Annotated in this window: 20 protein-coding genes; 8 read left to right on the forward strand and 12 right to left on the reverse strand. The window is 45.2% G+C overall.

Annotated features, from left to right (window positions below):
* Positions 1–89: 89 nt before the first annotated feature.
* Positions 90–728, forward strand: a complete 639-nt coding sequence (locus AC3EBE_RS11065; RefSeq protein ID WP_488595088.1) for a hypothetical protein — start codon at positions 90–92, stop codon at positions 726–728.
* A gap of 101 nt (positions 729–829) precedes the next feature.
* Positions 830–1,951 (forward strand): plasmid pRiA4b ORF-3 family protein, encoded by a 1,122-nt coding sequence (locus AC3EBE_RS11070; protein WP_488595089.1) that lies wholly within the window; start codon positions 830–832, stop codon positions 1,949–1,951.
* 26 nt (positions 1,952–1,977) lie between these two features.
* Here the strand turns inward: AC3EBE_RS11070 and AC3EBE_RS11075 are convergent, their stop codons facing one another.
* The 6 genes from AC3EBE_RS11075 to AC3EBE_RS11100 all read right to left on the reverse strand — a co-directional run bounded on the left by AC3EBE_RS11075 (position 1,978) and on the right by AC3EBE_RS11100 (position 12,043).
* Positions 1,978–2,388 (reverse strand): hypothetical protein, encoded by a 411-nt coding sequence (locus AC3EBE_RS11075; RefSeq protein WP_488595090.1) that lies wholly within the window; start codon positions 2,386–2,388, stop codon positions 1,978–1,980.
* A 177-nt stretch (positions 2,389–2,565) separates the two neighbouring features.
* On the reverse strand, positions 2,566–3,321 hold the full coding sequence (locus AC3EBE_RS11080) for an AAA family ATPase (protein ID WP_488595091.1): 756 nt from the start codon (positions 3,319–3,321) through the stop codon (positions 2,566–2,568).
* Between the two features lie 85 nt (positions 3,322–3,406).
* Complete coding sequence (locus AC3EBE_RS11085) at positions 3,407–4,372, reverse strand: LacI family DNA-binding transcriptional regulator (RefSeq protein ID WP_488595092.1); 966 nt, start codon at positions 4,370–4,372, stop codon at positions 3,407–3,409.
* A 67-nt stretch (positions 4,373–4,439) separates the two neighbouring features.
* A complete protein-coding gene (locus AC3EBE_RS11090; protein ID WP_488595093.1) occupies positions 4,440–6,044 on the reverse strand; it encodes a glycoside hydrolase family 13 protein in 1,605 nt (534 codons plus the stop codon).
* A 54-nt stretch (positions 6,045–6,098) separates the two neighbouring features.
* A complete protein-coding gene (locus AC3EBE_RS11095; protein ID WP_488595094.1) occupies positions 6,099–9,428 on the reverse strand; it encodes a GH36-type glycosyl hydrolase domain-containing protein in 3,330 nt (1,109 codons plus the stop codon).
* Positions 9,429–9,868: 440 nt separating this feature from the next.
* Complete coding sequence (locus AC3EBE_RS11100) at positions 9,869–12,043, reverse strand: glycoside hydrolase family 3 N-terminal domain-containing protein (RefSeq protein WP_488595095.1); 2,175 nt, start codon at positions 12,041–12,043, stop codon at positions 9,869–9,871.
* 457 nt (positions 12,044–12,500) lie between these two features.
* Between AC3EBE_RS11100 and AC3EBE_RS11105 the strand changes: the two genes are divergently transcribed.
* The 3 genes from AC3EBE_RS11105 to AC3EBE_RS11115 all read left to right on the forward strand — a co-directional run bounded on the left by AC3EBE_RS11105 (position 12,501) and on the right by AC3EBE_RS11115 (position 15,629).
* A complete protein-coding gene (locus AC3EBE_RS11105; protein WP_488595096.1) occupies positions 12,501–13,769 on the forward strand; it encodes a sugar ABC transporter substrate-binding protein in 1,269 nt (422 codons plus the stop codon).
* 90 nt (positions 13,770–13,859) lie between these two features.
* Positions 13,860–14,747 (forward strand): carbohydrate ABC transporter permease, encoded by an 888-nt coding sequence (locus tag AC3EBE_RS11110; protein ID WP_488595097.1) that lies wholly within the window; start codon positions 13,860–13,862, stop codon positions 14,745–14,747.
* A 21-nt stretch (positions 14,748–14,768) separates the two neighbouring features.
* Positions 14,769–15,629 carry a carbohydrate ABC transporter permease gene (locus AC3EBE_RS11115; RefSeq protein WP_488595098.1) on the forward strand — a complete coding sequence of 287 codons (861 nt, stop codon included), beginning with the start codon at positions 14,769–14,771 and terminating at the stop codon, positions 15,627–15,629.
* Between the two features lie 141 nt (positions 15,630–15,770).
* Here AC3EBE_RS11115 and AC3EBE_RS11120 read toward each other — a convergent pair whose 3' ends face one another.
* Positions 15,771–18,455, reverse strand: a complete 2,685-nt coding sequence (locus AC3EBE_RS11120) for a S8 family serine peptidase (protein WP_488595099.1) — start codon at positions 18,453–18,455, stop codon at positions 15,771–15,773.
* A 350-nt stretch (positions 18,456–18,805) separates the two neighbouring features.
* Positions 18,806–19,084: a hypothetical protein gene (locus AC3EBE_RS11125; RefSeq protein WP_488595100.1), complete on the reverse strand. Its 279-nt coding sequence runs from the start codon at positions 19,082–19,084 to the stop codon at positions 18,806–18,808.
* A gap of 460 nt (positions 19,085–19,544) precedes the next feature.
* Here AC3EBE_RS11125 and galU point away from each other — a divergent pair, with 460 nt between their 5' ends.
* On the forward strand, positions 19,545–20,429 hold the full coding sequence (gene galU / locus AC3EBE_RS11130) for a UTP--glucose-1-phosphate uridylyltransferase GalU (protein WP_488595101.1): 885 nt from the start codon (positions 19,545–19,547) through the stop codon (positions 20,427–20,429).
* Positions 20,430–20,567: 138 nt separating this feature from the next.
* Here the strand turns inward: galU and AC3EBE_RS11135 are convergent, their stop codons facing one another.
* A complete protein-coding gene (locus AC3EBE_RS11135; RefSeq protein WP_488595102.1) occupies positions 20,568–22,016 on the reverse strand; it encodes an S-layer homology domain-containing protein in 1,449 nt (482 codons plus the stop codon).
* 181 nt (positions 22,017–22,197) lie between these two features.
* On the opposite strand from AC3EBE_RS11135, the gene AC3EBE_RS11140 reads away from it, so the two are divergent.
* The gene (locus AC3EBE_RS11140; protein WP_488595103.1) at positions 22,198–22,569 is read left to right on the forward strand and encodes a hypothetical protein; all 372 of its coding nucleotides are present in this window, start codon (positions 22,198–22,200) and stop codon (positions 22,567–22,569) included.
* Between the two features lie 47 nt (positions 22,570–22,616).
* Here AC3EBE_RS11140 and AC3EBE_RS11145 read toward each other — a convergent pair whose 3' ends face one another.
* Positions 22,617–23,120 carry a sigma-70 family RNA polymerase sigma factor gene (locus tag AC3EBE_RS11145; protein WP_488595104.1) on the reverse strand — a complete coding sequence of 168 codons (504 nt, stop codon included), beginning with the start codon at positions 23,118–23,120 and terminating at the stop codon, positions 22,617–22,619.
* A 275-nt stretch (positions 23,121–23,395) separates the two neighbouring features.
* On the opposite strand from AC3EBE_RS11145, the gene AC3EBE_RS11150 reads away from it, so the two are divergent.
* Entirely contained in the window at positions 23,396–23,662 is a 267-nt protein-coding gene (locus tag AC3EBE_RS11150) for a replicative helicase loader/inhibitor (RefSeq protein WP_488595105.1), read from the forward strand.
* Positions 23,663–23,696: 34 nt separating this feature from the next.
* On the opposite strand, the gene AC3EBE_RS11155 is transcribed toward AC3EBE_RS11150, so the two are convergent.
* Both AC3EBE_RS11155 and AC3EBE_RS11160 read right to left on the reverse strand, forming a co-directional pair.
* Positions 23,697–24,341 (reverse strand): class D sortase, encoded by a 645-nt coding sequence (locus AC3EBE_RS11155; protein WP_488595106.1) that lies wholly within the window; start codon positions 24,339–24,341, stop codon positions 23,697–23,699.
* Positions 24,325–25,515, reverse strand: coding sequence for a processed acidic surface protein (locus AC3EBE_RS11160; RefSeq protein WP_488595107.1), 1,191 nt, complete (start codon positions 25,513–25,515; stop codon positions 24,325–24,327). Before AC3EBE_RS11160 ends, AC3EBE_RS11155 begins: the two co-directional genes overlap by 17 nt.
* Between the last annotated feature and the right edge of the window lie 46 nt (positions 25,516–25,561).

Genomic DNA, 25,561 nt, shown 5'->3' on the forward strand with positions numbered 1-25,561 from the left:
GATTAATGAAATAAAAAATTCGATAAAAAATAAACTTCCTAGATAATCGTCTCGTCTAAATGGTAAAAAGAAGGGGAGAGTCATAAAAAATGAAAACTAAAGCTGCGTTTGCAATCTTCGGTGCCCTGTTTCTGTCTTCGGTTGGCGCGTTTTATTATGGAGGAGCTCCGGAAAAAGCGGACGCAACAGAGAATGTTTACATGGCTGCGGAGAATCCTCAGTCTATAAAAGAAATGGATCCTAGAGAGCTTGAGAATAAGGAAATTCCTGTTAGTCCCCCTGATAAGCCAGAGGTAAAACCAGAACCAGAAAAACAGCAATCCTCTGAAGCCCCTAATGACGAGGTAAAAGAGGATTCCGAGGATACGATAAAATATGGTGATTCGCTCTACGTCAGCTTAATGGATGAACCTGAATATCAACGGCTCGTGAAGATTGCAGAAAAATATGGAACACAATTATACGCGGTTCAAAACACGGATTTATTTGGCTTTTTTAAAGGTACAGAAATGGTCATCAGCAAGAGCACCGGGGTGGCATCCGCCAGCCAACAATACGTTGAGATGCTGAAAGAGCTGTATTCCGGAGAAGGCTTTTTATATGAAGGAGTTTCAGAGAATATCAATTTCGTAAGTAAAACCGGAGCGAAGGTCACAGTTGAATTCGATCGATATGAGGCTTATACAATCAGCAAAAAAGAGAATGGCTGGATCGAGCTGTCCTGGTGATTTGGATGAAAAAGAGGTGCAATTTGCTGTACCTCTATTTTTATAGAATAAAATTGTTGGTTATAGTAGGGATAAGTCTAATATAATAGGAGTTTTCAAAAATGCTAATCCACTGTTCGAAAAAGCTGTTAGATGAACTGAAGATCAAGCCAGATCCTGTGCCGGAAGAGGAGCCGCTTTTCTCTTGGAGTGCCCATGTGCTCACGATCCAGCGCAAGAAAATGGTTGTGGCTGTGAACAATTTGAATCGCTATGCCGTGATTTTGTATGGCCTTAAGGCGAAGGATTTTAAGAGATTGGACGAGCTTATCAAGGAGGGGCTGCGGGAGACTTGGGTGGCTGAAGGCATACAAGACGATGTGATAGATACATATCTTTCGGCTGCCGGGGAGATCCGTTTTACGAAATCGAAAGACCGCTCGTCTGTTTCGAAATTGAATCGGGCCTGTGATTACATTTATTATTTGGAGGAGTATTTCGACCCATCGGCACTTTTTAATACCCAGCTTGCTTTAAAGGTTAGCCGGGATATGGTCGGAGCAGGGAAAAATAAATACATCTATCCTCATGAAGAAATGTTCAAAGAGCTGGCAAACCTGACAGGCGGAAAGATTTTTAGTTCAGAAGCTGTCCAGCTGAAAATCTCATTAAAGCTGGATGACCATCCTTGCTGGCGGAGGATCATTGTGCCGCTTGATCGTACGTTCCATGAGCTTCATGATGTTATACAACATTCATTCAGATGGGATAACCAGCATTTGCATGCCTTTTACCTTTATGATCCCAAAAAGAAAAAGAAGCTGTCACCTCATCACCCTGCATACCACGAAGCAGGCTATGAGCCGATTTTAAATATCGTGGGCAGTCCGGAAGCGCTGATTGTCCCGATTGATATGGAAAGGCGGATGGAATACGATGTAAAACTGTCGGAGTGTGTTCCGGAAATCACTCATTTTAAATATGTCTATGATTTTGGGGACAACTGGGAGCATTATATCGAGGTGGAGAAGGTCATCAGCGATTATGATACCTATCATCCGGTGTGCCTTGAAGGCGAAGGGGACACTCCTCCTGAAGATGTCGGCGGCAGTGGAGGTTACTCGGAGTATCTCAAGGCGATCAGCGACCCGGAGCATGAGGATCATGAGGAACTAAGCAGTTGGGGACAAATGCAGGGCAATCGGATATTTGATATTAAGCAGGTCAATCGATTTTTGAAGTAAGGAAAAAGCCTGCCGGCTGGCAGGCTTTACTTTTTTTGATAAGTTTCGATTTTACCGTTCACCAAGACTTCGATTGTGTGGTCGTCAACGACTTTTGTTACCATGGGTTCCACGCTGCTGTGAGTCATCGTTGGTATTATCGCTTCATTCTGGTTCTCTTCTCCAGCTTCTTCTTTATTAAGAAACGCTTTTATCTCAGTCTCCTGCTGAACTGGTGTTTCCCCTGTTCTTAGTTCCCCGTTTTGACGCTTATCCTCATTGGCAGCCTCAGTAGCCATTGCCGGATCCTTGATGATCGCCGCCAGAAAGACCGCGAATGCTCCAATAGCAATCACGAAGCATTTCTTATCTCTCTTTCTCATAAAAAAGTCTGATAATCCTTTTAAAAGGAAAAATCCAGAAACCAAAAATGCAATCAATCCTATCTCCATGTACATCTTGTTTCCTTCCCCCCAGGATGAGTTTTACCTGTGCCGATTCCAATGAACTGGAAGTCCATCTCCAGTTATATAGATTCTCATTTTAGGGAATGAATTTCAACCTCCATTTTCTGGAACGCGGGGACGGTTCTCACGTTCCAGAATGGAACATGAGAACCGTCCCCATGTTCCGCATCATTCCTCCAGCAGCCGGTGAATCATCCGCTCCCGGTCATCAAAAAACTGCTTCATGATCGTATAATGGTTCGTTTCCTCCAGCTTTCGTTCGTGGACGCCTTCCTCGGTGAATTCGTATATCCTGGCGTCCGGATAGGCCATGATGATGGGGGAGTGCGTCGCGATGATCAGCTGTGAGTTTTCGCTTACCAGGTCATGAATCCTCGTGAGCATTGACATCTGCCTCAAAGGGGAGAGGGCGGCTTCGGGTTCATCGAGCAGATAAATGCCATTCCCGCGGAACCGGTGGATGAAAGTGGCAAAGAATGACTCACCATGTGACTGTTCATGCAGCGATTTCCCGCCAAAGGAATCAATCACCCTTGGCCCGCCAGGCTCGCGGTCCATCTCTTCTATGTTAGAGGCGACATTGTAAAAGCTCTCAGCCCGCAGGAAAAATCCATCCCGCGGCCGTTCGATTCCCTTAATGATTTTAAGGTAGTCAGCCAGCTGCGAATGTGAACCAAAGGTAGAGAAGTTGAAGTTCAACGACCCGCCCTCAGGATTGAAGCCCATCGCCACCGCAATAGCCTCAAGCAAAGTCGATTTCCCCATTCCATTTTCGCCAATGAAAAACGTGACCTTTGGATGAAGTTCCAGCCCATCTAAAGTTTTCAGGCTTGGAAGGTTGAAGGGGTAGTGCCTGAATGACGGGACTTCTTCGCGCTTCAGGTTTATTCTTCTTATGTATTGCCAGCTTAGGTAGCTCATCATTCATACCTCGGACATGTTTTAGGTTGGAACGCGGGGACGGTTCTCGCGTTCCAGAATGGAACATGAGAACCGTCCCCATGTTCCGCTAAATGGATTGCACGGAGTCTCCTGGGATCAGGGTGACGTAGATGCGTTCGTTTTCGACTGGTTCGTTGGCGAGCAGTTTTAACAGGTGTTCTGCGGAGACGGCGCCCCATTTTTGCTCGGAGTAGTCGATGGTTGCGAGTCTTGGCTGGGTGTAGTGTGAGATCTCGATGTTATCGAATCCGATGATGTGGATGTGTTTGCCGATCTCGTACTTTGTTTTTGCTAGGTAATTGTACATGCCGATGGCCATTTCGTCGTTCAGGCAGAAGACGGCCACTGGCTCTGTGTATTCGCTGACGATCTGTTCAGCCGCTTTTTCGCCGGCGGGCTTGTTGAAATTGCCGGGGATTTCATGATAGTCCACATCTTTATAACGCTTCACGGCCTGGCGAACGGCCTCGATTCGCTGCGTCGCATCATACGAGCCTTCTGGTCCGGAGACAGCGTAGATTTTCCGGTGGCCTTTTTCAATCAGATGATCGATGGCCAGGGTGGCGCCTGATGTGTTATGCAATAGCACTTGATTTATATTTGGATGCTGAAGCTCCCGGTCCATGACGACAATCTTATGCCCGGCTTCCGCATGCTTCAGCAGCTCTTCGCTTGAAAAATAAAAATCGAGAATGATGGCTCCGTCAATCATCCGTTCCGGTATGAAGCGGTGCGATTCCTTCCCGCCGCAGACGATCATTTCGTATCCCTTGCTGCTTAAGGCGTCCTGGATGCCTTGTAAAAGCTGTCCGTAAAAGGCTCCGCCATAATTGGTCAGGAAGACGCCGATGATTTTCGTTTCCCTTTTTTTCAAAGACCGGGCAGCCGCATTCGGAACATAGTTCAATTCCTTGGCGATCGCGAGGATTTTCGCTGCTGTCTCTTCGGTCACCTTCGGGCTGCCGTTCAGGGCATAGGAAACAGTCGATATCGAGACACCTGCCATTTTTGCAATATCTTTAATTCCTGCCACGATTTTCTCTCCCGTCTCTTCAATAAACTCTATTGTTATTATACCTTGTATGCGTTTCCAGCTATAGTTAATTTTTCAGTTTATAGACAATAGCCTCGTACGGCCGCAATCTTAAACCGAGGCGGTCATAGTTATGGAGGATAATCTCTCCGTCGCACAATAGACCGGTCTCGACTTCACTGCTGGTAAAATTGCAAACAACACGCCATTCCTCATTTCCAAAAGTTCGAGCATAAGCAAAGATTTCTGGCTCGCTGTCAAGCAGCTCGTAATCCCCGTAGACAATCAGGTCATGCGATTTCCGCAGCTGAATCAGCTTTTTGTAAAATTCATAGATGGACTTGTCACGGTTTCTATCATTTTCAACGTTAATCTTAGAGTAATTAGGGTTTACCTCAATCCAAGGCTCTCCAGCTGTAAAATCGCCCTGGTATCCCGCACTCCACTGCATCGGCGTCCTCGCGTTATCCCGGCCTTTTACATAAATCGATTCCATGATGTCTTCATGTGCAAAGCCTTGATCAATCCGCTCTTTGTACATATTGAAGGTTTCAATATCACGATAAGAGTCCAATTCAGCAAATTTCACATTCGTCATCCCGATTTCTTCACCCTGATAAATGTACGGCGTACCGCGCATCAAATGGAGCAGGGAAGCGAGCATCGTCGCGCTCTCGTACCGGAATTCCTTGTCATTCCCCCAGCGCGATACGATTCGCGGCTGGTCATGGTTGCTCCAGAATAAACTGTTCCAGCCCTTGCCGGCAAGCCCAGTCTGCCAGTTTGAGAGGACTCTTTTTAAATCAACCAGTTCCAGCGGCTTCAAGTCCCATTTCTGCTTGCCTTTTTGTTCGTCTAAAGCAATGTGCTCGAAGGAAAACACCATGTCGAGTTCTTTCCGTTCAGGGCTGGTAAAAAGGATCGCTTTTTCCAGGTCGGCTCCGCCTGTCTCACCAACTGTGACGATATCCGCCCCATCAAGGACTTCGCGGTGCATCTCCTGCAAGTACGTATGGAGCAGGGGACCGTTTGCGATAATATCCTGATCCAGCTCCTTTGCAATCAAATCAATGGCGTCGAAACGGAAGCCTTTGATTCCTTTGTTGATCCAGAACCGCATCACATCATACATCGACTCGCGGACCAGGGGGTTATGCCAATTCAGGTCCGGCTGCTTTTTGCTGAACATATGCAAGTAATATTGATCCGTAGTCTCATCATATTCCCACGCGCTGCCGCTGAAAATCGACTGCAGGTCACCCGGCGGTCCATCATCCACGCCATCCCGCCAAATATAATAATCCCGATAAGGGTTATCTTTGCGGCTCTTCGATTCAATGAACCATGGATGCTCATCAGATGTATGGTTCGCGACAATATCCATCATGATGCCGATTCCGCGTTTCCCAGCCTCAGAAATAAGCAAATCCATGTCATCCATCGTTCCAAACTCAGGATGAATCTGATAATAATTACTGATGTCGTAGCCGTTATCATCATTAGGCGAGGCATAGACCGGGCACAGCCAGATCACATCCGCACCCAATTCCTTAATGTAATCGAGCTTCGAAATGATCCCTTTCAGATCGCCGATCCCGTCGCCGTTTGAATCCTTGAAGCTGCGAGGGTACACCTGGTAAACCACACTGTTATGCCACCATTTTTTCTCCATTTTGCCACCCCTATTATATGAAAAAGGAAGCGGCCGAATAGGCCGCTCTAATTTTTACAAGTGAATTTCGATTGTATTGTTCTCGGAAGTGAGCTTCGCAAGCCCATCTGCGCTTATGCGGTAGCCGCCTTCACGATAGCGGTTGGAAACCCGTTCAGCATTTACATCTTGTCCGTTGATCTTCACGCCGTTTTCACTGTCATAGCGATAAACGAAGGTAACAGGCTTGCCATTAATGATGAAGTTGAATTCCAGACCGTCTTTTTCCTCCGGAAGAACCGGGTCAATGATGAGGTTCTGTCCGTCGCGGCGGATGCCAAGCGCGTTTGAAATCAGCTGGTTCATATAGATTCCAGGGCCGCTTGAGTAAATTCTCCAGCCTCCTTTAACAGCAGCTGATCCGTCGCGAAGCTTTTCGAAGTTCTCAGCCGCCTCGTAGCGGGTGATGAACTTGCCGTCGGAGCTGCTGAAGTACGCATTGCTCTGGCGAAGTTCCGCGTTCGGGACAACATTCTGGATGCCGACAGGGTTGATCGTCTGCAGGCCTTTCCAAACCTCGTCCACCTTGCCCAGCTTCGCCATCGCTTCAACGAAACGGATGTGGGCATGGACATATTGCAGCCCGATTTCGCGTCCAAAGTTCGCTGCCTGCTCGGCGCGCTTGAAGTTTGTGCTGACTCCGCCTTTATACGTCGCCGGGCGGTCCATCAAACGCACGCCGTCCGGATGGTACAGGTGCTGCCTGATGATTTCATAGTGGTACTCCGCCTGCTCAGGAGTAAGCAGTTCGCCGATCATGCTTCGTTGCATTGGAAGCAGGCGATACTGAATGCCTGTTTTTGTGTCAGTAGGGTGGACCATCAATTCAGGCTGGCCAGGCTGCTCCATGAAAACGAAGCCCGGAATAGTTTCTGTAGACAGCATGTATTTATTGAAATCTTCCTTGATTCCTGCGGCCATCGTGCTTAGCTCATCTGCCAGCTGGGCATCTTGTTTTTGTAAAAGCGATGCGAATTGGCTTACGACCTGATAAGTCAGCGCGACCGTCCAGCTGCTCGCCATAAATTGCTTCAGCTGCGCGTTTGCCGGCTGGAGGGTGTCATCCCAGTCGCCATCGCCGTACGAAGACAGGTACGTATCATGTAAAAAGTGGTCCTTGATGTATTGCAGCTGTTTTTTTACATGGTCAAGCAATGTTACTTTTTCCTCTGTGAATTCGAAATTTCCTTTTTCCGTATATGGAAGCTCTTCGCTTAAAATCGTAAAGTCATTCGTTGCCCGTAAATACTCAACGATGACCTTCAACGGCCAGACGATGATGTCGCCGTGGCTCTCTTCCTGCTGGAAGCGGTAGTAGTTATCGAACATGAACCACTGCGGCCAGTTCCCATCATCACTGTATTGGTGAGAGTAAACCGTCCTGATGATGTCCTTGACGTTCTCATACTTTTGCGTCGCGATAAAATATTCAGTCGGACCCTGGCACACATCACGTGTTCCCCAGGCTGCGCCGCCGTACTGCTCAAGACCATGCGGCACAGAATAGTGGACAAGCATATTGTGCGTATACCACCAAGCCAGCGCGTTCATCTTGTTGAGTTCGTCTGTTGCTGCGCCATTTTGCTTAAGGTTGAAGCCGTTCATCGTTTCTGCGAAGAACTCGCGGTATTTTTCGATTTCTGTTTTTGCATCAGAGTCTGCAAAAGGAATGTCCTGGCCGTTTAACAGACCCTGGATTGTCATATTCCATTCGCTTGCTTCGTTTAACTCAATGACCGCGAGTGAAGCAGCGTCTGCTTCAATATTTTCTCCGATCATGCTTGCATCCTTGACAGTGAATCCACTGCCGATGATTTGCATGGTGTAGCTCAGATCAGGGAAGACAGTTGAACTGTCGGAGCCTTCGCCTGCTGTAAAAGTAAGGACATTCCCGTCCTGCTCCATTTTATAAGGCTGTGCATACTCGTTATTGTTCATCGATACCTGGTTCGTCACAAGATAACGGTACGCTTTTCCGTTAGCAGAGCGGACCTGCAGCTGCAATTGCGGTGAATCCACAGCTGTATGAGTTGAGATGATGATCATGTCGTCATTCGTTTTGTAGTACCAGCGGCCATAGTTGAAGCCCATTTCAAACATGGAAGGAAGTGTTAATAGACGGTAGCTTCCTTCGATTTCCACATAGATCCGCTGCCCGGAAGTCTTCATCACATTCAATGCGTTGCGTGCATTCGTCAGCATCTTGTTGAACGAAGTGTTGCCCACGACGATGTGTGAGTTGAAAATACCATACATATATAAAGTAGTCGTAAGGACATTCTTGATATTGTCGACATTGCCGCCGCTCATCAGAATATGGCCGTGCGGGCGCTCTACTTTAAGCTCTTTTTCCTTTAAAACCACATGCTCGTGCTGCTCAGTAAAGAATGACAGCAATGTTTCCCCAGCTGTTTCTTCCTGATGGCGGTTCGGGAACAGCTCGTCAATCTCCGCTTTTGTCATCGAGAGTGTTTCCAATGGCTTTCCGAAAGCAGGGGAAAGGACGACTTGTTCTTGGCTGTTTGCTTGTTGTGGTGATTGATTTTGAACCTGTTCCCAAGCTGTTTTAATTTCATCTGTAAATTCCAATTCGGTAATCGCAGTCGGGTGATTTTCTTTAAAAATGCCATAGAAAACAAATTGCGCTTTGCCATTCAAAGTTACTTTTTCAGACTGAAGGGCAGTGTAGGCGAATTCATATTGATAAACTTCATTCGCGAGAGTTTGTTGTTCCAGGATTTCAGGTACGTTTGTTTCTTTATAAGATAAGCCGTAGAACTGGAATCCATCTGTTGAGAAGCCGATTGCTTTTGTCAATGACCCCTGCTGCAGGTAAGGAAAGCAGCCGCCGCTCATCGGCTGGTTCTGGCGCGAGCATACTACATAGCCTTTTTCCGCGTCGTTAAAAGCATTATGGTCGATGTACTGCGACATATAGGCTTCATTCGTGCGGACAGCGCCTTTATCAGCAAGCCCAAGATCCTGTCCGTAAACAACATCGATTTCCGCATTGTTTCCCTCAACTTCAACATCCCAGAACCAGACACCGCCGTCTGCCACGGAAAAAGTAATCTGATACTTTAGGCCGCCGGCTTCACCCTGCCAGAGAATCTGGCTGTCTGTATGGCTGACAGTGCTTGCTGATTTCGAGCCAAGCAGGGGATAGAACTGAATTCCATCTTCGTGGTGGATACGTAAAAACAAGTTATTCATCGAGCCATCGATAGAATTCGATAGCCACTGGTTGATCATTGTCGATTTGTTCGCAATCTCATACAAATCGCCGCTATTTAAAAACGTGAAGCTTAAGTCATTGTTCTGAATGGTGAACTTGGACTGTGTCATCGGTGTCAACTTCTTTCCTATTATATTAGCCGACAGCCGGAAAGTCCCGGCTGTTAGGAATAAAAATCAGGTGTGGTTTTTTGCAACTGGTATTAAATTGAGTTCAACTGGTATTAAATCGCTGGCAACTTGTATTATATTGGCGCCAACTGGAATTAAATGCTTTTCAACTGGTATTATAGTTTCCCTTTACTAGATTAGCGGTGTGCAACCGTAGATAAATTGCGTGCAACCGTAGATATAATTCGTGTAACCGTAGATAAAATGCATGAAACCGTAGAAAAAGTACGTGCAACCGTAGATAAACTGTGCAACCGTAAATAAAATGTCCGAAACCGTAAATAAAATCTGCGAAACCGTAAATAAAATCTGCGAAACCGTAATTATCTCAACTGAAACCGGACTTAAAAGAGAAACTCCATTATTTTTTTAAAAAAACACTATTCTTCTGCACTTAGTTCAAATGCCAATTCCACAGTATCTCTGCTGTTACGCCCGACAAAAGCGATGAATTTGCCTGGATCGCTCGTAAAGCTTAAGTCAGCATGATGATAACGCAGCTGTTCTTCTGTAATTTCAAACTCAACTGTCACTTTCTCGCCTGGTTCTAAAGCTACCTTTTTGAAGCCTTTCAGTTCTTTCATTGGCCTTACGACTTCACCGGATACATCGCGAACATACAACTGAACAATCTCTTCACCAGCTAGATCACCAGTGTTCTCAACCTCGACGGAAACTGTCATCGGGTTGGACACAGTCATCGTTGCACCGGACAATTTTGCATTGCTATATTCAAAGCTTGTATAGCTCAATCCAAATCCAAATGGAAGGAGTGGCTCGTTCGGAATATCTAAATATTGAGATACGTATCGTTCCTGTGCGTCAGGCGCTCCCTGCGGACGGCCCGTGTTGAAGTGGTTGTAGTAAACCGGTACCTGCCCAACGGAGAATGGGAAGGACATGGAAAGCTTCGCCGATGGATTTGCGTCTCCGAACAAAATGTCAGCCACAGCGTTTCCGCCTTCAGTCCCCGGGTACCATGCTTCTAAAATCGCATCGGCTTCGTCCCAGATTCCGTGCAGGTCGAGTGGACGTCCGTTGAACAGCACCGCCACGATTGGTTTGCCGAGATCCTTCATTTTAGCGGCCAGCTTCAGCTGTACCTCTGGAAGGCGGATATCAGCACGGCAGCCAGCTTCACCGCTCATTTCGGATGCTTCACCAAGTGCCAGCACAATCATGTCTGCTTCTGATGCTGCTTTTACAGCTTCAGCTAATTGCTCATCTGAACCTGTTTCGATTTCACAGCCCTTCGCAGTTAAAAGAAGGGAGGAGTCCAATTTTGCCAGCAATCCATCGTACAATTGGACTGCTTTTTCCTTTGATCCAAGGAACGACCACGGTCCTAAAATATCGTTGCTTTGTGCAAATGGTCCAATCAGTGCAATTTTCTTTTCTTGATTAATAGGAAGAACTCCGTCATTTTTTAATAAAACAGAGGACTTAACCGCAAGCTCTCTTGCTGCGTTGCGGTGTGCATCGCTCATGATCAGTTCTTGCTCAAGCACTTCATCCGCACCGCGGTATGGGTTTTCAAATAGTCCTAATTTATCTTTCAAAGTCAGAATCCGCATAACCGCTTCATCGATCAGCTTTTCATCTACTTTACCGTTATCGACAAGCTTTTTTAAATGGTCAACATAGCAAGCTGTCATCATTTCGATATCGACACCAGCCTGGATCGCTTTGTAGGCAGCTTCCGCTTCATCCTCGGCTACACCGTGCGGAATCAATTCCTTTACCGCACCCCAGTCGGAAATGAGGATGCCGTCAAAGCCCCACTCATCACGGAGCAGGTCACGCATCAGTTTTACATTGCCTGTAGCTGGAATGCCGTCGACTGTGTTGAAGGCTGTCATCACCATTTCGCAGCCTTCGTCGAGCGCTGCTTTGTAAGCTGGAAGATAAGATTCCCTGAGCTGGCGTTCTGACATATTGACGGTATTGTAATCGCGGCCGCCTTCTGCAGCACCATATGCTGCGAAGTGCTTCACACATGCCGCAACTGAATTTTTATCATTTTTCAAGTCTTCCCCCTGGAAGCCTCGAACAAAAGCCCGTGCGAATTCACTATTTAAATATGGGTCTTCACCGGTAGATTCCATCACGCGTCCCCAGCGAGGGTCGCGCACTAAATCGACCATTGGCGCGAAGGTTACATGGACACCAGCTGCGGCAGCTTCTTTAGCTGCGATTTCCGCGCTCTGCTGCGCTTTTTCCATATCCCATGAACAGCCGATAGCCAGTGGCACAGGGAAAATCGTTTTATAACCGTGAATGACATCTGCCATAAATAATAGAGGGATGCCTAACCGATTCTTTTTCAAATGAGCTTCCTGGATGGCAATCGCTTCCTTCGCGCCGCCTGATGCACCAAGAACCGAACCGGTATTGCGTACATTCTCTTCTGTTATTTTCATAGAAGCCAGAGGGCCTGTTATTTGTCCTTCATCCCTCGATCCTTCGAAAAATGGTGTCGCCAATTGAAGCAATTGCGCGATTTTCTCATCCAGCGTCATTTCTTTTAATAAAGAAGTAAGTTTCTGACTGTTCATAGGGGCGAACCTCCCAAAATATATTAACTAAATAGAAACGTTTCGAATATGAATACAACTGCATTATAAGCGCTTTCTTTTCTCGAGTCAACGAATTATCGAAACGTTTCTATAGTTGTATAAAAACAAACCCAGCACTGGTGGGGCTTTTCATGAAAAAGTAAATTTTTGCTGAAATTTTTACTTGAAAACGATTTCACCATGAAATATAATAGCCCTATCGAAACGTTTCAATCACTTGCATCGCATCTTTTCAGTAAAAGAGGCACAGAGTTAAGAATCGTTTCGCAAGTTACAGTCTATTATTTTTTTACTGGTTTTCGAAACGTTTCACTGCGAGGGGGTTTTCGTAAACGAAGTGCCTAATTGGTCAAATTCGTGGGTTATATAGTAATGATTTGCTATACCGGGAAACTTAAATGCAAGGACTTATTAAATTATTTTGGGGGTTTTACGTATGAGCCGAAAAATGTTTAATGTATTCAGCAAGAAATTCGCAGCTGCCGCAATGGTCGGTACATTGGTTGTCTCTGGTGCACTTGCAGGATGTTCTTCTGATTCTTCTAGTTCTGAAAAAGATGGCAAGAAAGTCATCACAGTCTGGGGCATGGGGGAAGAAGCGAAGACACTTCCAAAGATTGCCGAAGAGTTTGAAAAAGCAAATAAGGATATCGATGTAAAAGTGCAGGCGATTCCATGGGATCAGGCGCACGATAAGCTTTTAACAGCGGTTGCCTCTAAAAAAGGTCCTGACGTTGTGCAAATGGGTACAACATGGATTCCTGAATTCGCTTCAGCGAATGCATTGCTTGACTTAACTGAGTATACTAAGGATTATCCTGAACTGGCAGCAGAAAACTTTTTCGAGGGTTCAGTTGAAACGACTAAATACGATGATAAAGTGGTTGGCGTGCCATGGTACGTTGATACTCGTGTCCTTTACTACCGCACAGACCTTTTAGAGGAAGCTGGCTATAAGGAAGCGCCAAAAACTTGGGATGAGCTTCGCGATGCAGCTAAAAAGCTGAATGAGCGCGGCGACGATAAGTACGGCATCAGCATTGACACAAATGAGCAAAGCTTATCCTTCATGTTTGCTCGCCAAAATGGATCTAAGCTGATTGAAGGCAACGAAGCATATTTTAACGAACCAGAATTTGTTGAAGCAATTGAATACTTGAATGGATTCTTCAAGGATGGCTCAGCACCAGTTGATCTTGGTCTTGATATCATCCAGGCGTTCAAAGGTGATGGAATCCTGCCAATGTTCATCTCTGGTCCTTGGATGGTCAAGCTGATCAATGACCAGGCTCCAGAACTTGAAGGCAAGTGGGCAACAGCAGTCCTTCCTGCGAAGGAAACAAATACATCAACTCTTGGCGGATCTGATCTGTCTGTGTTCCAATATACAGAAAATAAGGAAGAAGCCCTTAAATTCCTTTCTTTCATGAGCAAACCAGAAACTCAGGTAAAATGGCTTGAAATGACGAACTCACTTCCAGCGAACAAAGAAGCTTGGAACGACAAGCAGCTTCAAGAGAACCAGTACTACAAAGTATTTGGCGAGCAGCTTGAAAACGCTCAGCCAATGCCTGTAATCAAGCCTTTTGAAAAAATCGCCCAGGACTTCTTAAGCAGATTTGAAAAAATCTACCGTGGCGGGGCAGACATCCAGGAAGAAATGGATGCATTTGATAAAGAGGCTGAAGAAATTTTAGCCAAGTAATCTTCAACAAGAGGTGGGCTGGCAGGCATTGTGCCTGCTAGCTGCCTATAATAGTCCAGAACTTCTGGACCAAGAAGGAAGGGACTTACGATGAAAAGCTTTCTGGCAAACAAGACTCCTTACTTTTTCTTAGCACCTGCCATTATCCTTTTAACTTTATTTTCAATCCTGCCTATATTTGTAGCGCTGATCATTAGCTTTACAGACCTTGATTTAGTGGGGATTGCCGACTGGTCATCGATCAGTTTTATCGGATTGGAAAACTATAAAGAGGTTATTGGCGATCCAATCTTCTTAAAATCGATTTTCAACACATTATTTTATGTCGTGATTGGTGTTCCGCTTGTCATTGTGATCTCACTGGCAATCGCGCTTCTTATCAATTTTGGAAAAGCACGCATTTTCAAGGCTTTCCGGGTTGTCTTCTATATGCCTTCCATCACAAACGTTGTTGCGGTTGCTGTTGTCTGGAGCTATCTGTACAACCCTCAACTTGGATTGTTCAACCATTTATTAAACCTTCTTAACCTGCCTGATGTCCCGTGGCTTCAGGACCCGATCATGGCTAAAATCTCGTTGATTTTACTTGCGCTTTGGAGAGCGATCGGAATCAATATGATCATCTTCCTTGCGGCGCTGCAGGGTATTCCGAAGACGTATTACGAAGCTGCCCAGCTGGATGGCGCAAATAACTGGAAGCAGCTGACGAAGATCACGATTCCGCTGCTCAGATATGCGATTTTCTTCGTTTCGATCACGACAATGATTGGCTGGCTGCAGTTCTTCGAGGAGCCATTCGTCATGACCAATGGCGGTCCGCTTGATAGCACGACTTCTGTTGCCTTGTTCATTTACCGTAACGGGTTCCAGTTCAGCAACTTCGGTTACGCAGCAGCTGGATCTTTCATCTTGTTCATTGCCATCATTATCATAACGATGATTCAATTCAAGCTTCAGAACAAACAACAGGATATTTGATGAAAGCAGAGGTGGAAACAAATGAAATCCAGTGCAATTCAGAAAGATTCACTTAGCGCACATGTTAAGCGGGAAAAATCGCAGCAATGGTTTGTCGGGCTAGTGCTCACGATCGGCGGTTTGATGGTATCCATTCCGTTCATTTGGATGATTCTATCATCCTTCAAACCGGAAAGCGAAGTCATGCAGCTGACGCCAACATTGTTCCCGAAGGAATTCACATTGGAAAACTTCCAGAATCTCTTTGTGAATATGAACTTTGGGCTTTATTTGAAAAATACGATCATCATAGTATTATGGTCTTTCGTAGGTCTGTTTTTGAACGCAATGGCAGGATACGCATTTGCCAAGTTTGAATTCAAGGGCCGCAACCAGTTATTCTTCATGGTCTTAGCTACGATGATGATTCCAGGACAGGTAACGATGATTCCAGTTTACCTGATCCTGAACCAGATGGGCTTGACGAACACAATGGCAGGGATCGTGCTGCCTGGACTGGTTGGCGCGTTCGGTATCTTCCTGTTCCGCCAGTTCATGTCAACCATTCCGGATGAGCTGCTCGAAGCAGCGCGTCTGGACGGCGCAAGCGAGCTGCGGGTGTTCTGGCAAATCGTATTGCCGATGACAAAGCCAATATTAGCAGTACAGGGAATCCTGACCTTCATCGCCGGCTGGAACAGCTTCCTATGGCCGCTGATCATCGCCAACGACGAAAGCCTGTACACATTATCCGTAGGATTATCCCTGTTGAAAGGCCAATACGGCGGCAACTTCGCCCTCCAAATGGCCGGCTCCACCTTCATGGTCGTCCCAATCGTCATCATCTTCATCATCTTCCAGAAGCATATCATTGATGGATATACGATTTCGGGGATGAAATAAAGAAGCAGAAGCAGAGGCTTTAACACACTAACGCGCCGGGGGTCAGACCCCCGGCGCGTTAATGCGTTACAGCAGCAATTGGGGCTTAACCCTCATTGCTGTCATCATATTTGGAACATGAGAACCGTCCCCATGTTCCAGTTATTTGTGCAAAGCGCGGTACAGGACGACGCTTGTTTCGGCTCTGGTTGTTTTGGAAAGCGGATCGAAGCTGCCGTCTGCGCGGCCTTTGATCAGTCCTGCTTTTGCTGCGAGATAGATTTCTTGTTTGAATGTGGTGCTTAGCTGCTGATCGTCTGAAAATGGTTTTGTTGTTTGGCTGCTGCTAAGGAGTGCTTCTGGTTTTTCTGTTTTTAAGGCACGGACGATCATGGCGGCCATTTCCTGGCGCGTGATGATCTGGTTCGGCCGGAAGCTGCCGTCTGCAAAACCGGTTGTGATTCCATAGCGATGGGCGGCTTCAATGTAGCTGGCGGACCAGGACTGACTTGCAGTGACATCCTTGAATGTCCCTGCATACTCAGCGGTTGGTATGCTCAGCATCCTTGCCAGCAGCACGATGAACTGAGCGCGGGTTACTTCTTCGTTCGGAGAAAACTGGTCTGCTGTTTTTCCCTGGATGATCAGTCGTGCAGACAGGTCTTCGATTTCCGGCTGTGCCCAATGTCCCTTGATATCAGTGAAAGTCCTGCTGTTTTCCATTATCGCAAAAGATCCTGGCTGCTTTGTTTGAATCACAAATTGGCTGCCGCTGATTTTGCCCCCGGCGAACTGCCACTGTCCGCTATCGTGCCTCACCCCAAAGGTTGGTTTTACAGCAGCGGTACTAGTGGCTGCTGGAATATCAAAGGCGATATTAATTGGTTTGTTAAAGCTTTTAACCGCTGTTTTCGTTACCTGGTCAATCATTTCAAACTTAATCAGACCGGTTTTAAGGTTTGCTCCTTTTGGAGGCGTCGCGGTTATCGGGCTAAAATTGATCTCGGTTTTGTTTTTTAGCGTCAATGCCGCTATATTCTCCTTCGGCATTAAGACTGACAATCCATTCAACGAGATAGAAAGATCCTTCCGTGCCATTTTTAACTCGTTCCAAACGCCAGGAGTGAATATGAATTTACTTGCTTTTGCTGGCACGGAAATTTCGATTTTCTCGTTTGTTTCAGTCCATTTTTCTTCAGTTACGAGGAATTCCCCATCCTGAACTGGTCCTGGTGCTGCCTCGATTGGGCCGCTCGGCAATGGCTGGGAAGGAGCTGGACTTACTGGCGGCTGTTCTTGGTTTCCAGGCTGAGATGGAGTGGTGCTTCCTGGCGGCTGCTCTTGATCTCCAGGCTCAGTCGGAGTTCCCGGAAGTTCCTGCTCAGCAGGTGGTGTCGCATCAGGCAAAGCCTTGGTTTTTGCCATAATGCTGACTCCCTCTGAAGTATTTCCGTTCACATCGACAGTCCTGGCGGTAATTTGATATTCAGTGTCAGCGTTCAGGCTGGTAAATGTGTATGAGATGCCAGTCGTTTCATCTGAAAACACGCCATTAAGGTATAGTTTCGTTTTTGAAAAATCAGCATCGGCAGGATTCGTGAAAGAAACAGTGATTGAATCAGTTTCAGATGCTGTTGCTTTAAAATCTGAAACATTCCCGGGAGCCGTTTCATCCAATTTTGAAAAATTGATGAATCCGTACCCATAAAGCTCGTCACGCCCTTGGACACCTAGATCCTCTGCATATTTCTGCAATTCGGCACGAAGTTCGGCAGCTGTTTTGGCTGGATTTTTTTGCTTCAACAACGCTAGGAATCCTGCAACATGTGGAGTGGCCTGCGATGTTCCACCCATCTGTGCATAAGTTGAGTTCCCGTCTTCCACATAGGTGCTCGCGATATAACTGCCGGGAGCGGTGAATTCGACTTCAGGGCCTGTTGATGAGAAACTGGAAATTATTTTCCTGCTGTCTACAGATGAAACAGCAATGACTGAATCATATTTAGCTGGATAGTTGACTGGAAATCCTACATCATCGTTGCCTGCAGCTCCTACGAGCAGGATGCCCGCCTTGTAAGCCCGGTCAACCGCATCCTTCAATAATTGCACATGGTCCGACAGCCCCAATGATAGATTGATAATATCCATGTCATTGGCAATCGCCCAATCGATCGCTTCGATTACATCCAGAATGCTTCCTTGTTCTCCGTCCATGACCTTTAGGGAGTACAGGCTTGCATCAGGCGCGACGCCAGCGAATTCTCTGCCACCTGAAGTAGGGCCGCCGATTCTTGCACCGACAATTCCAGCGACATGTGTCCCGTGGCCGTTATTGTCAAAAGGGGAGGATTCATCCGAGATGGTAGCTGGATTGTCCTCAACGAAGCTTACCCGTTTGACCACATTCGGCAATTCATTATGATAGGCAATCCCGGTGTCGACGATGGCAACCTTTATCCCTGTGCCAGTGTAGCCCTGTGCCCATGCTTTCGGTGCATTGACCGCTTCTACGTTCCACTGGGCTGGCGTTCCTAATATTTCAACCTTTTGTTCCACCTTATGCTCGATATAGCTGATGTCCGGGTCATTTTTTAATAAAAGAATTGCAGATTCCGGTAATACTACATTGATAGCTTTAAGAGTCGTATATTCGTCTTTGACTTCAACCGCATTCTTTAAAATCTTTTGCTTTCCCGCCTCATTCTTGTAAACTGCAACTACCTGCGCTTTTTGGTCATCAGCAGCAAGAGGTGCGGCCATGGACCATGCCGGTGAAACAGAGCTTACCATAAGACCAGCGGCAACCAGCGGAGTGACAATTAGCTTTTGAAGTTTATACCTAATCATGTTATGTCCTTTCTGATGGTGTTTGATTATTGATGACAGTTATATCGGCAAAATTTGGAGCCCTTAAAGAGAAAAGGAACCATCCAATTTATGGGAGGCCCCTCCTTCTGGTAAACTATTTTTCGATCATGTCGAAGTGCGTGAATGCTTCAATTAAATCATTCTGCTTGGCGGGTGGGCAGGGATGAACCCTTTTATCTGGTGAGTATCTATTTGGCGATCTTTTTAGGATTAAGTCCGCAAACCTCTTTCATGTGAGCGATCCAGCAGGTTTTAGCCGTGGATCCATGCTTCTCTGTTATGTAGGTTTGGATTACTTTATATGTTGCCATTAGCCATTAGACTTATTATTAAAAATCCTCGTAATCCTTTACATGATAAGTTGCCTTTTTGCCGAAGCCGCCTTGTGGATTATACAAAGGGGAACGTGAACTGGCATTTCTTCCGGGACTTCCGTAGTGGATTGGTTTAGGCTTCTTGGTATGACTTTTCGCCGGCCTGGTTTTCGACTCGGCTCTTCGATACTTTAATTCCTTGTCTAGATTTTCGGATAACCATGAGAGCGTCTTTTGCATTTCCTCGATCTTTAAAATCAAAGCCGGATTGGATACGGTATGTTTCATGCTCATTAGGGATTTCCTTGCCGTATTGAGATCGCTCATAAAAAGTTTGCTATTAAAATCTACGGTGTTTTTCGTCTTCATTTTCCCACAATCCTTCTCCGTAAAATTGAGTGTTTTCTTCTTATATCGGATTGTTTAGATTGAATTTTTAGAAAATAAAAACAGAAGGCACCTACTTATTGATGGGCAAGGGAGAGGGAAGTTATATAAAGAGGAACGCTTTAACACATTAACGCACCGGGGGTCTGACCCCCGGTGCGTTAATGTGTTAAAGGATAAGCGGCGGTTTGGGAGAGGAGACCTTGGTATAATAGGGTTTAACCGGATTTAATCAAACGTTTGATTAAGAAGAGGAAAGTGCGAAAAGCTTAGATAACATAATTTTCATAAAACCATGTGGCTGGTAATATAGATTGATAAGATACTGCTCAGAAACTGGATATCCGATTTTACAAGGGGGAAGAGCATGAAAAAAAGAGTTCGAAAGGCGATCATTCCTGCTGCGGGATTGGGTACGCGCTTTCTGCCGGCCACGAAGGCGATGCCGAAGGAAATGCTGCCGATCGTTGACAAGCCTACTATCCAATACATAGTGGAGGAGGCTGTTGCGTCAGGTATTGAGGATATTATCATTGTTACTGGGAAAGGGAAACGTGCGATTGAGGACCATTTTGATTTTTCCCCGGAGCTGGAGTTGAACCTTGAGCAGAAAGGAAAGCACGATTTACTTGAGAAGGTTCGGTATTCCTCCAACCTGGGGAATATCCATTATATCAGGCAGAAGGAGCCAAAAGGATTGGGGCATGCCATCTGGTGTGCGCGCCATTTTATCGGGGATGAACCATTTGCAGTGCTGCTAGGGGACGATGTCGTCCAAAGTGACACCCCTTGCCTCGTGCAGCTAATCAATCAATATGAAAGAACAAGATCGACCATCATCGGCGTACAGTCGGTGCCTATGGAGGAAACTCATAGATATGGAATCATTGATGGTACAGAACTGGGGGAACGGCGATATGTGGTGGAAAACCTCGTGGAAAAACCGGCTCCTGGTACGGCGCCTTCCAATATGGCGATTATGGGACGTTACATCCTGACGCCTGAGATCTTCATGTTCCTGGACCAAATGGAAACCGGTGCAGGCGGAGAAATCCAGCTGACAGATGCGATCCAGAAACTCAATCAAATCCAGAGGGTATTCGCATATGACTTCGAAGGAAAACGGTATGATGTAGGGGAGAAGATTGGTTTCGTAAAGACAACCATTGAATTTGCTTTGAAAGACGAAAATCTCAGATCGCAAATATTGCGCTACCTGAATGAACTGCTTGAAACAGAGAAAGTGGAATAAAAGGGATATAAAGCTTTATCGCTTTAAAGCACCGGGGGTCTGACCCCCGGTGTTGCAACGCGGTGAAGCGGTGGGCTATCAAATGTAAAAGCGCCATGTCAGCAGATCTCGGACTGCTGACATGGCGTTTTTTTTCTATTATTCTTTTGATTCTTTCTTTTCAACTGCACGCTTGAGGAATCTTGCGAAGTCTCCGCGTGTTAATGTGCCGTTGCGATCGAAATCTTTGGCGATTGTAATTTTGTTGTATGCTAGCTTATTGATGTTTGCGTAGTTAGGGTCAGTGGTGCTGACACCAGTATATTTGTAGCCAGCTGGCGGTGTATCTAGTGAATTTCCAAAAGCACGGACCAAGATGCTGGCCATGTCTGAACGAGTTAGAGTATTCCCAGGCAGGAATTTGCCGCCTACTCCGTTCATGACTCCATTTGCTTCAGCGATTCTTAAATACTCATAGAAAGGGTGGCTTGGCGAAACATCTGTAGCAGTTAATTTATAATCGCTTGTTGGCAGCTTTAGTTTTAGGGCCTCTACTATAAGTTTAGTCGCCTGGCCTCTTGTTACGTCTTTGTTAGGTTCAAATCTTGTATCGGAATAGCCATCAATAATATCACGTGCTTGAAGATAAGTGACATCAGGTTGAAGCTCAGGTGTTACATCAGTAAAGACATTAACGGTTTTAGATGTGATCAAATTTGATCCTGCCATGTATCCTTCGTAGCCTTTGGCTTTTACTTTATAAAAGACAAAGTGATTACTAGTATTGTTACTTTGATATGGACCGCTTACAATTTGGAATGGGATGTAATTAGGAACTTTGGCTTTCAAAAGGCCATCGACACCATCTCTTAGGTTAGATGAATTGCCAGATGTATAAGTATAGGCAATTTCTCCAGCTTTGTAGTTCTGAGCAGTCTTCGTGCTAGTAGGCCACACATAATCCACACCGTCAGGGAACTCCATTAAGTCCGGTGCTGCAGGATTAGGGTAAGCTATTTTAAGATTTGGTGTTGCTCCAATTGATAATTGGCTGCGCTCCCTAATGATTTTAAAAATATCTTCTTGATATGCATACTGGCCCGTATGATTAGGATCGTTCCGTTTTGATAGGCCGTTATATGCCATAATTGCAAAATACCAATCTTCAATCCTGTCACTTTCATGACTATTAACACGTGGCAGGTTAGGATTACGCCATTTGTCCAGTAAGATTCTTGCACCTTGCTCAATGTTGTATTTTGTATCAAATTTTAATTTCTCTACATTTACACCATCTTTTGCTATTTCTGCATCAGTCAGAGTCACCTGCATAATCCCGATGCCGCCATCTTTTGCTTCAATAGGTGTACCGTCAGGATTAAATTGCTTCATTCCAGTTTCTTTGAAAGCAATAGCTTTTAAGATTTCAGCAGGAATGCCATTTTCTATAGCCACTTCTCGCAAAATCTGCAGCTTTTCCAAAGCAGGCAATTCCTGACCGACCGATGCCGCCTCAACCTTCGAATTAGTCAATCCCTCTGCACTTATACTAGGCGCAAAACTCACTAATAGAGTCGCAGCCGCTGCAACTTTAAGTAATTTTTTCATTCTCAATCTCCTCCCAACTTGTAGTTTAACAGATTTTCCAAATATTTTCTTTTGATATAAAATAATAGATTTAAATACCTATATAACTAGGGGTATTTTATGATTAAGATTTTATTGACTGGGTAAAAATACCTATATAAAATGGAAAGTAATTACTTTAAAAAAGGTGGATTTGCTAGGGTTGAAAATAGAAAGTGTTGTCGTCATCGTCGATAGGTTAATGTTGAAGCACAGGTACGCAGCAGCGCGGGAAGTTATTTTACGAGAGTGGAACCGAATTATAGAACCTATCAATTTTCACATGCTTGGCCATGAGGCTAAAGTGCTGGTGAAAATCATCGCAAAAGAAAAAGAGATGATGATGTTTTCTTTATTAACCAATCGGGACAAGCGGATTTTAAATTTGCTGAATGAAGCAGTCAGAGATGTAAGATTTCCTTATGCCCGCAGGTTATTCATGGAACACAAGGATTTGATCGTCCAGGCACATGCGAAGCGATGGCTGACGTCAGATGCGAGATACATGTGCTTTGCATGGGAGAAGAATATGTAAAATAATTCAGGGTTCAGTCCTAATCAATGGACTGAACCCTTCTTTTTTTAACTTCTTCTATTAAAAGGACGATAATTCCTTCGTATTTTATCCTTAGCACCTGACCTCCATGCTTTTACGGCAGATAAGGATACTTGTTCAATTTCTGCAATCTCATTAATGTTAAGGCCTTTGACAAAATGGTATAGCACCCACTTCGTCTGATTTTCAGTCAACAGGCTGCTATTACAATAGAATAGAAGCATTTCTTCCTCAAAAGGCATGGCAGCATTTTCATCCTCAATCCCATGCCAGAATTCTTCCTTCGCAGCAATAGTTACTTCTGCAGCTTTATTCGCTTTTGTCATCTCGTTTTGGATTTTCCCCTTGATCATAGAGTAAGCGTAATTAGTGAAATCTCCCTTGCTTGTATCGAAATTTTTGGTCGCCTCCCACAGTCCGATCAGGGCGAGCTGGTAAAACTCATCTTTATTTTTGTAGATATTGAGAGAGCGGATAATTTTATGAATCATAGGTGTGTACTGGACCGCAAGCTGTTCAAAGCTTTCCATCGTAAATCCCTTCAGAAAGCGCGCTTTGCCTTTGTATTCCCGGGTGCTTTTACCATAAAAGAAAGTTAAATTGTTAGCTAATTCAAGAAAATTTATTTTTGGAGAGGAAAATGGGTGAAAAACACAATTTCGCATAGGAAATTAGATTTTTTCTGCCGTCAAAAATTGCTTTTTGCCTGATTGTCAGATAATTTAAGGAAGCTTAAATAGGGATGTCTTTTTGCAAAGTCTTTAAGTATATAGAAGATGAGTCAATCTAAAAAGGATGTGGTTTTATGGAGAGAGCGGAGGTAGACGCATTGCTGGCCATTGCAAAAAGCTACTATGATAGTTTTAGGGTGAACAAGCAGAAGGGAGATAATTGGCACAAGGTTTTGAAGGGATATTCGTTCACAACGCTTGAAAAAAATTTACGGGTCCATGCTTTAAGATCATCCCACCCGCCAAAGGTTGCTGATTTGATTCGCGGGCCATACCGTGATCCGGGAACGAGGGCGGTTGCCGATCGGCCGGAGACGGAATTGATTTCCTGGAATAAATAGAAAAAAAGACGAAATCATCCCACGTGATTTCGTCTTACTTTTGGCTAACCAGGTCTGCCACAAGAATATACCGTTCCGGAGCGTCACCGATAAAATTGAATGGATAGCAGGTAGTGACAGTCAGCGTCGCCCGCGGTTTTGGCACGATGACGGTCCGGTCGTCGGCGTCAACAATGCGAACCTTTCTAACCTTATAGGTGAATTTTCCGGCTTCAGTGGAGACTACTAATAGATCACCTTTACCGACTTCGCCCAGTTTACGGAAAACAGTGTCGCGATGGCCTGATAGGACGGAGTTGTCCTTTTCGCCAGGTAGCACGCTGCCGGCGAAATGTCCGACGCCTTTTTCCAGCTCGTCTTCATCTGTTCCGTGATAGATTGGCAGATTTGCCTCTAACTTAGGAATGGAAAGGTTGCCGATCACTTCACCCTGTTCCGGTGCTTCCGGATACAGACTGTCTCGTCTTACGGCTTTTGGCGCTGCTTTTTCAGGCTTGCTTGCGAGCACTTGCTTTGGTTCTGCCTGCTCGGTTTTAAAAAGCAAATAGCCCTTCATGAACTTATAGGCATTTGACCCGCTGAACCACACTCCAAAGGCGATAACAGCAACAGATAGCGAAAGAAGAACCACTTTACTGGTTCTTCTTTTTTTACCATTAAAATTAAACACGTTTAACATTCACTTTCCTGAATACAAATGCACCAAGAAGGATGATTGCCAGGCCAGCTAAAGTGTTTTGCAGGTAGTTCGAAGCGGTGTTTGGCAGCTTGCCGCCCTTTACCGTTTTGACAACAGGCTTCTGTGCCGGCATTTTTTCAACAGCAACTGCTACTTCTTCTGCCACGTCAGCAGTTTTCTCGATGTTCTCTCCTGTTTCTTCCATATAAGCAGAGTCAAACATATCCTTCGTGATGATCATATCAGCTAAAAGCTCGCCGTCAAGATTAGAGATCTTAATCAGCAGGTCAGCGCCATTTGTAGATTCCAGCTGCATTAATGCAGTGAATGATAGAGGCGTAGTCTGGCCATCTTTTGTCAAGAAGTAGTCAACATCAAGCTGCAGCAGCTCAAGCAGGTCATTCCAGACACTGATGAACTCAGCGATAGCCTCTGGAGACAGGTCAGCCGCACTGTCAAACTCAGGGAAATTCATCATACGTGCGCCGATTTCTTCCAGAGACATGAAGAATTGCTCTACATCAAGCTCTGGGTCTTCCATCAGTGCAATCACATGGTTTGCAAGGCGGTTCGCTTCAGCAAGTGAAAGGCCGAATGAATCCAATGTATTGATCAGGTCATCCTTTGACTGCATGAAATATAGCTCAGAAACAGCCCAAGTGAGATCTTCGATTGTTTCATAGTTTTCAATTGAATCCCCAGATTCATTCAAGAAAGCTTCCAGTTCTTCTTTTGACTCAAAACCGAACTCATCAAGAAGGAATTGAAGCGTCTCATCCGTAATTGGTGTAGATTCTTCCGCATACAGCCAATCCGTTACATCAAAATAAAGGTCATCGTAGAAAATATAATCTTCCACAGATGCGCCATGCTCTTCAAGCAGAAGGTTGAAATCTTCCTCAGTCATTTCAAACTCGGCAATAAGCTCCTGAAGGTTTTCTTCATTCAGAAGGTCGCCTAGGTAAAAAGTCAATTCCTCAACATTCTCAAAATCTTCAAGTGTGTAATCATGCACATCGGATAGGTATGCAACAAACTCTTCCTCTGTCATGCCAATTTCCTGAAGATAGTTCTTGAACTCAGGATCCTGTGAATCAACAGCCGCAAAAGCAGCAAAAGGCATAGCTCCAAATACAAGCATTAGAGCCAAAATACTAGATAAAATACGCTTCAAGCAAATTTCCCCCTAATAATATTACAATTATATTTCAAAAGTATTA

The sequence above is a fragment of the Mesobacillus sp. genome, from assembly GCF_057785455.1.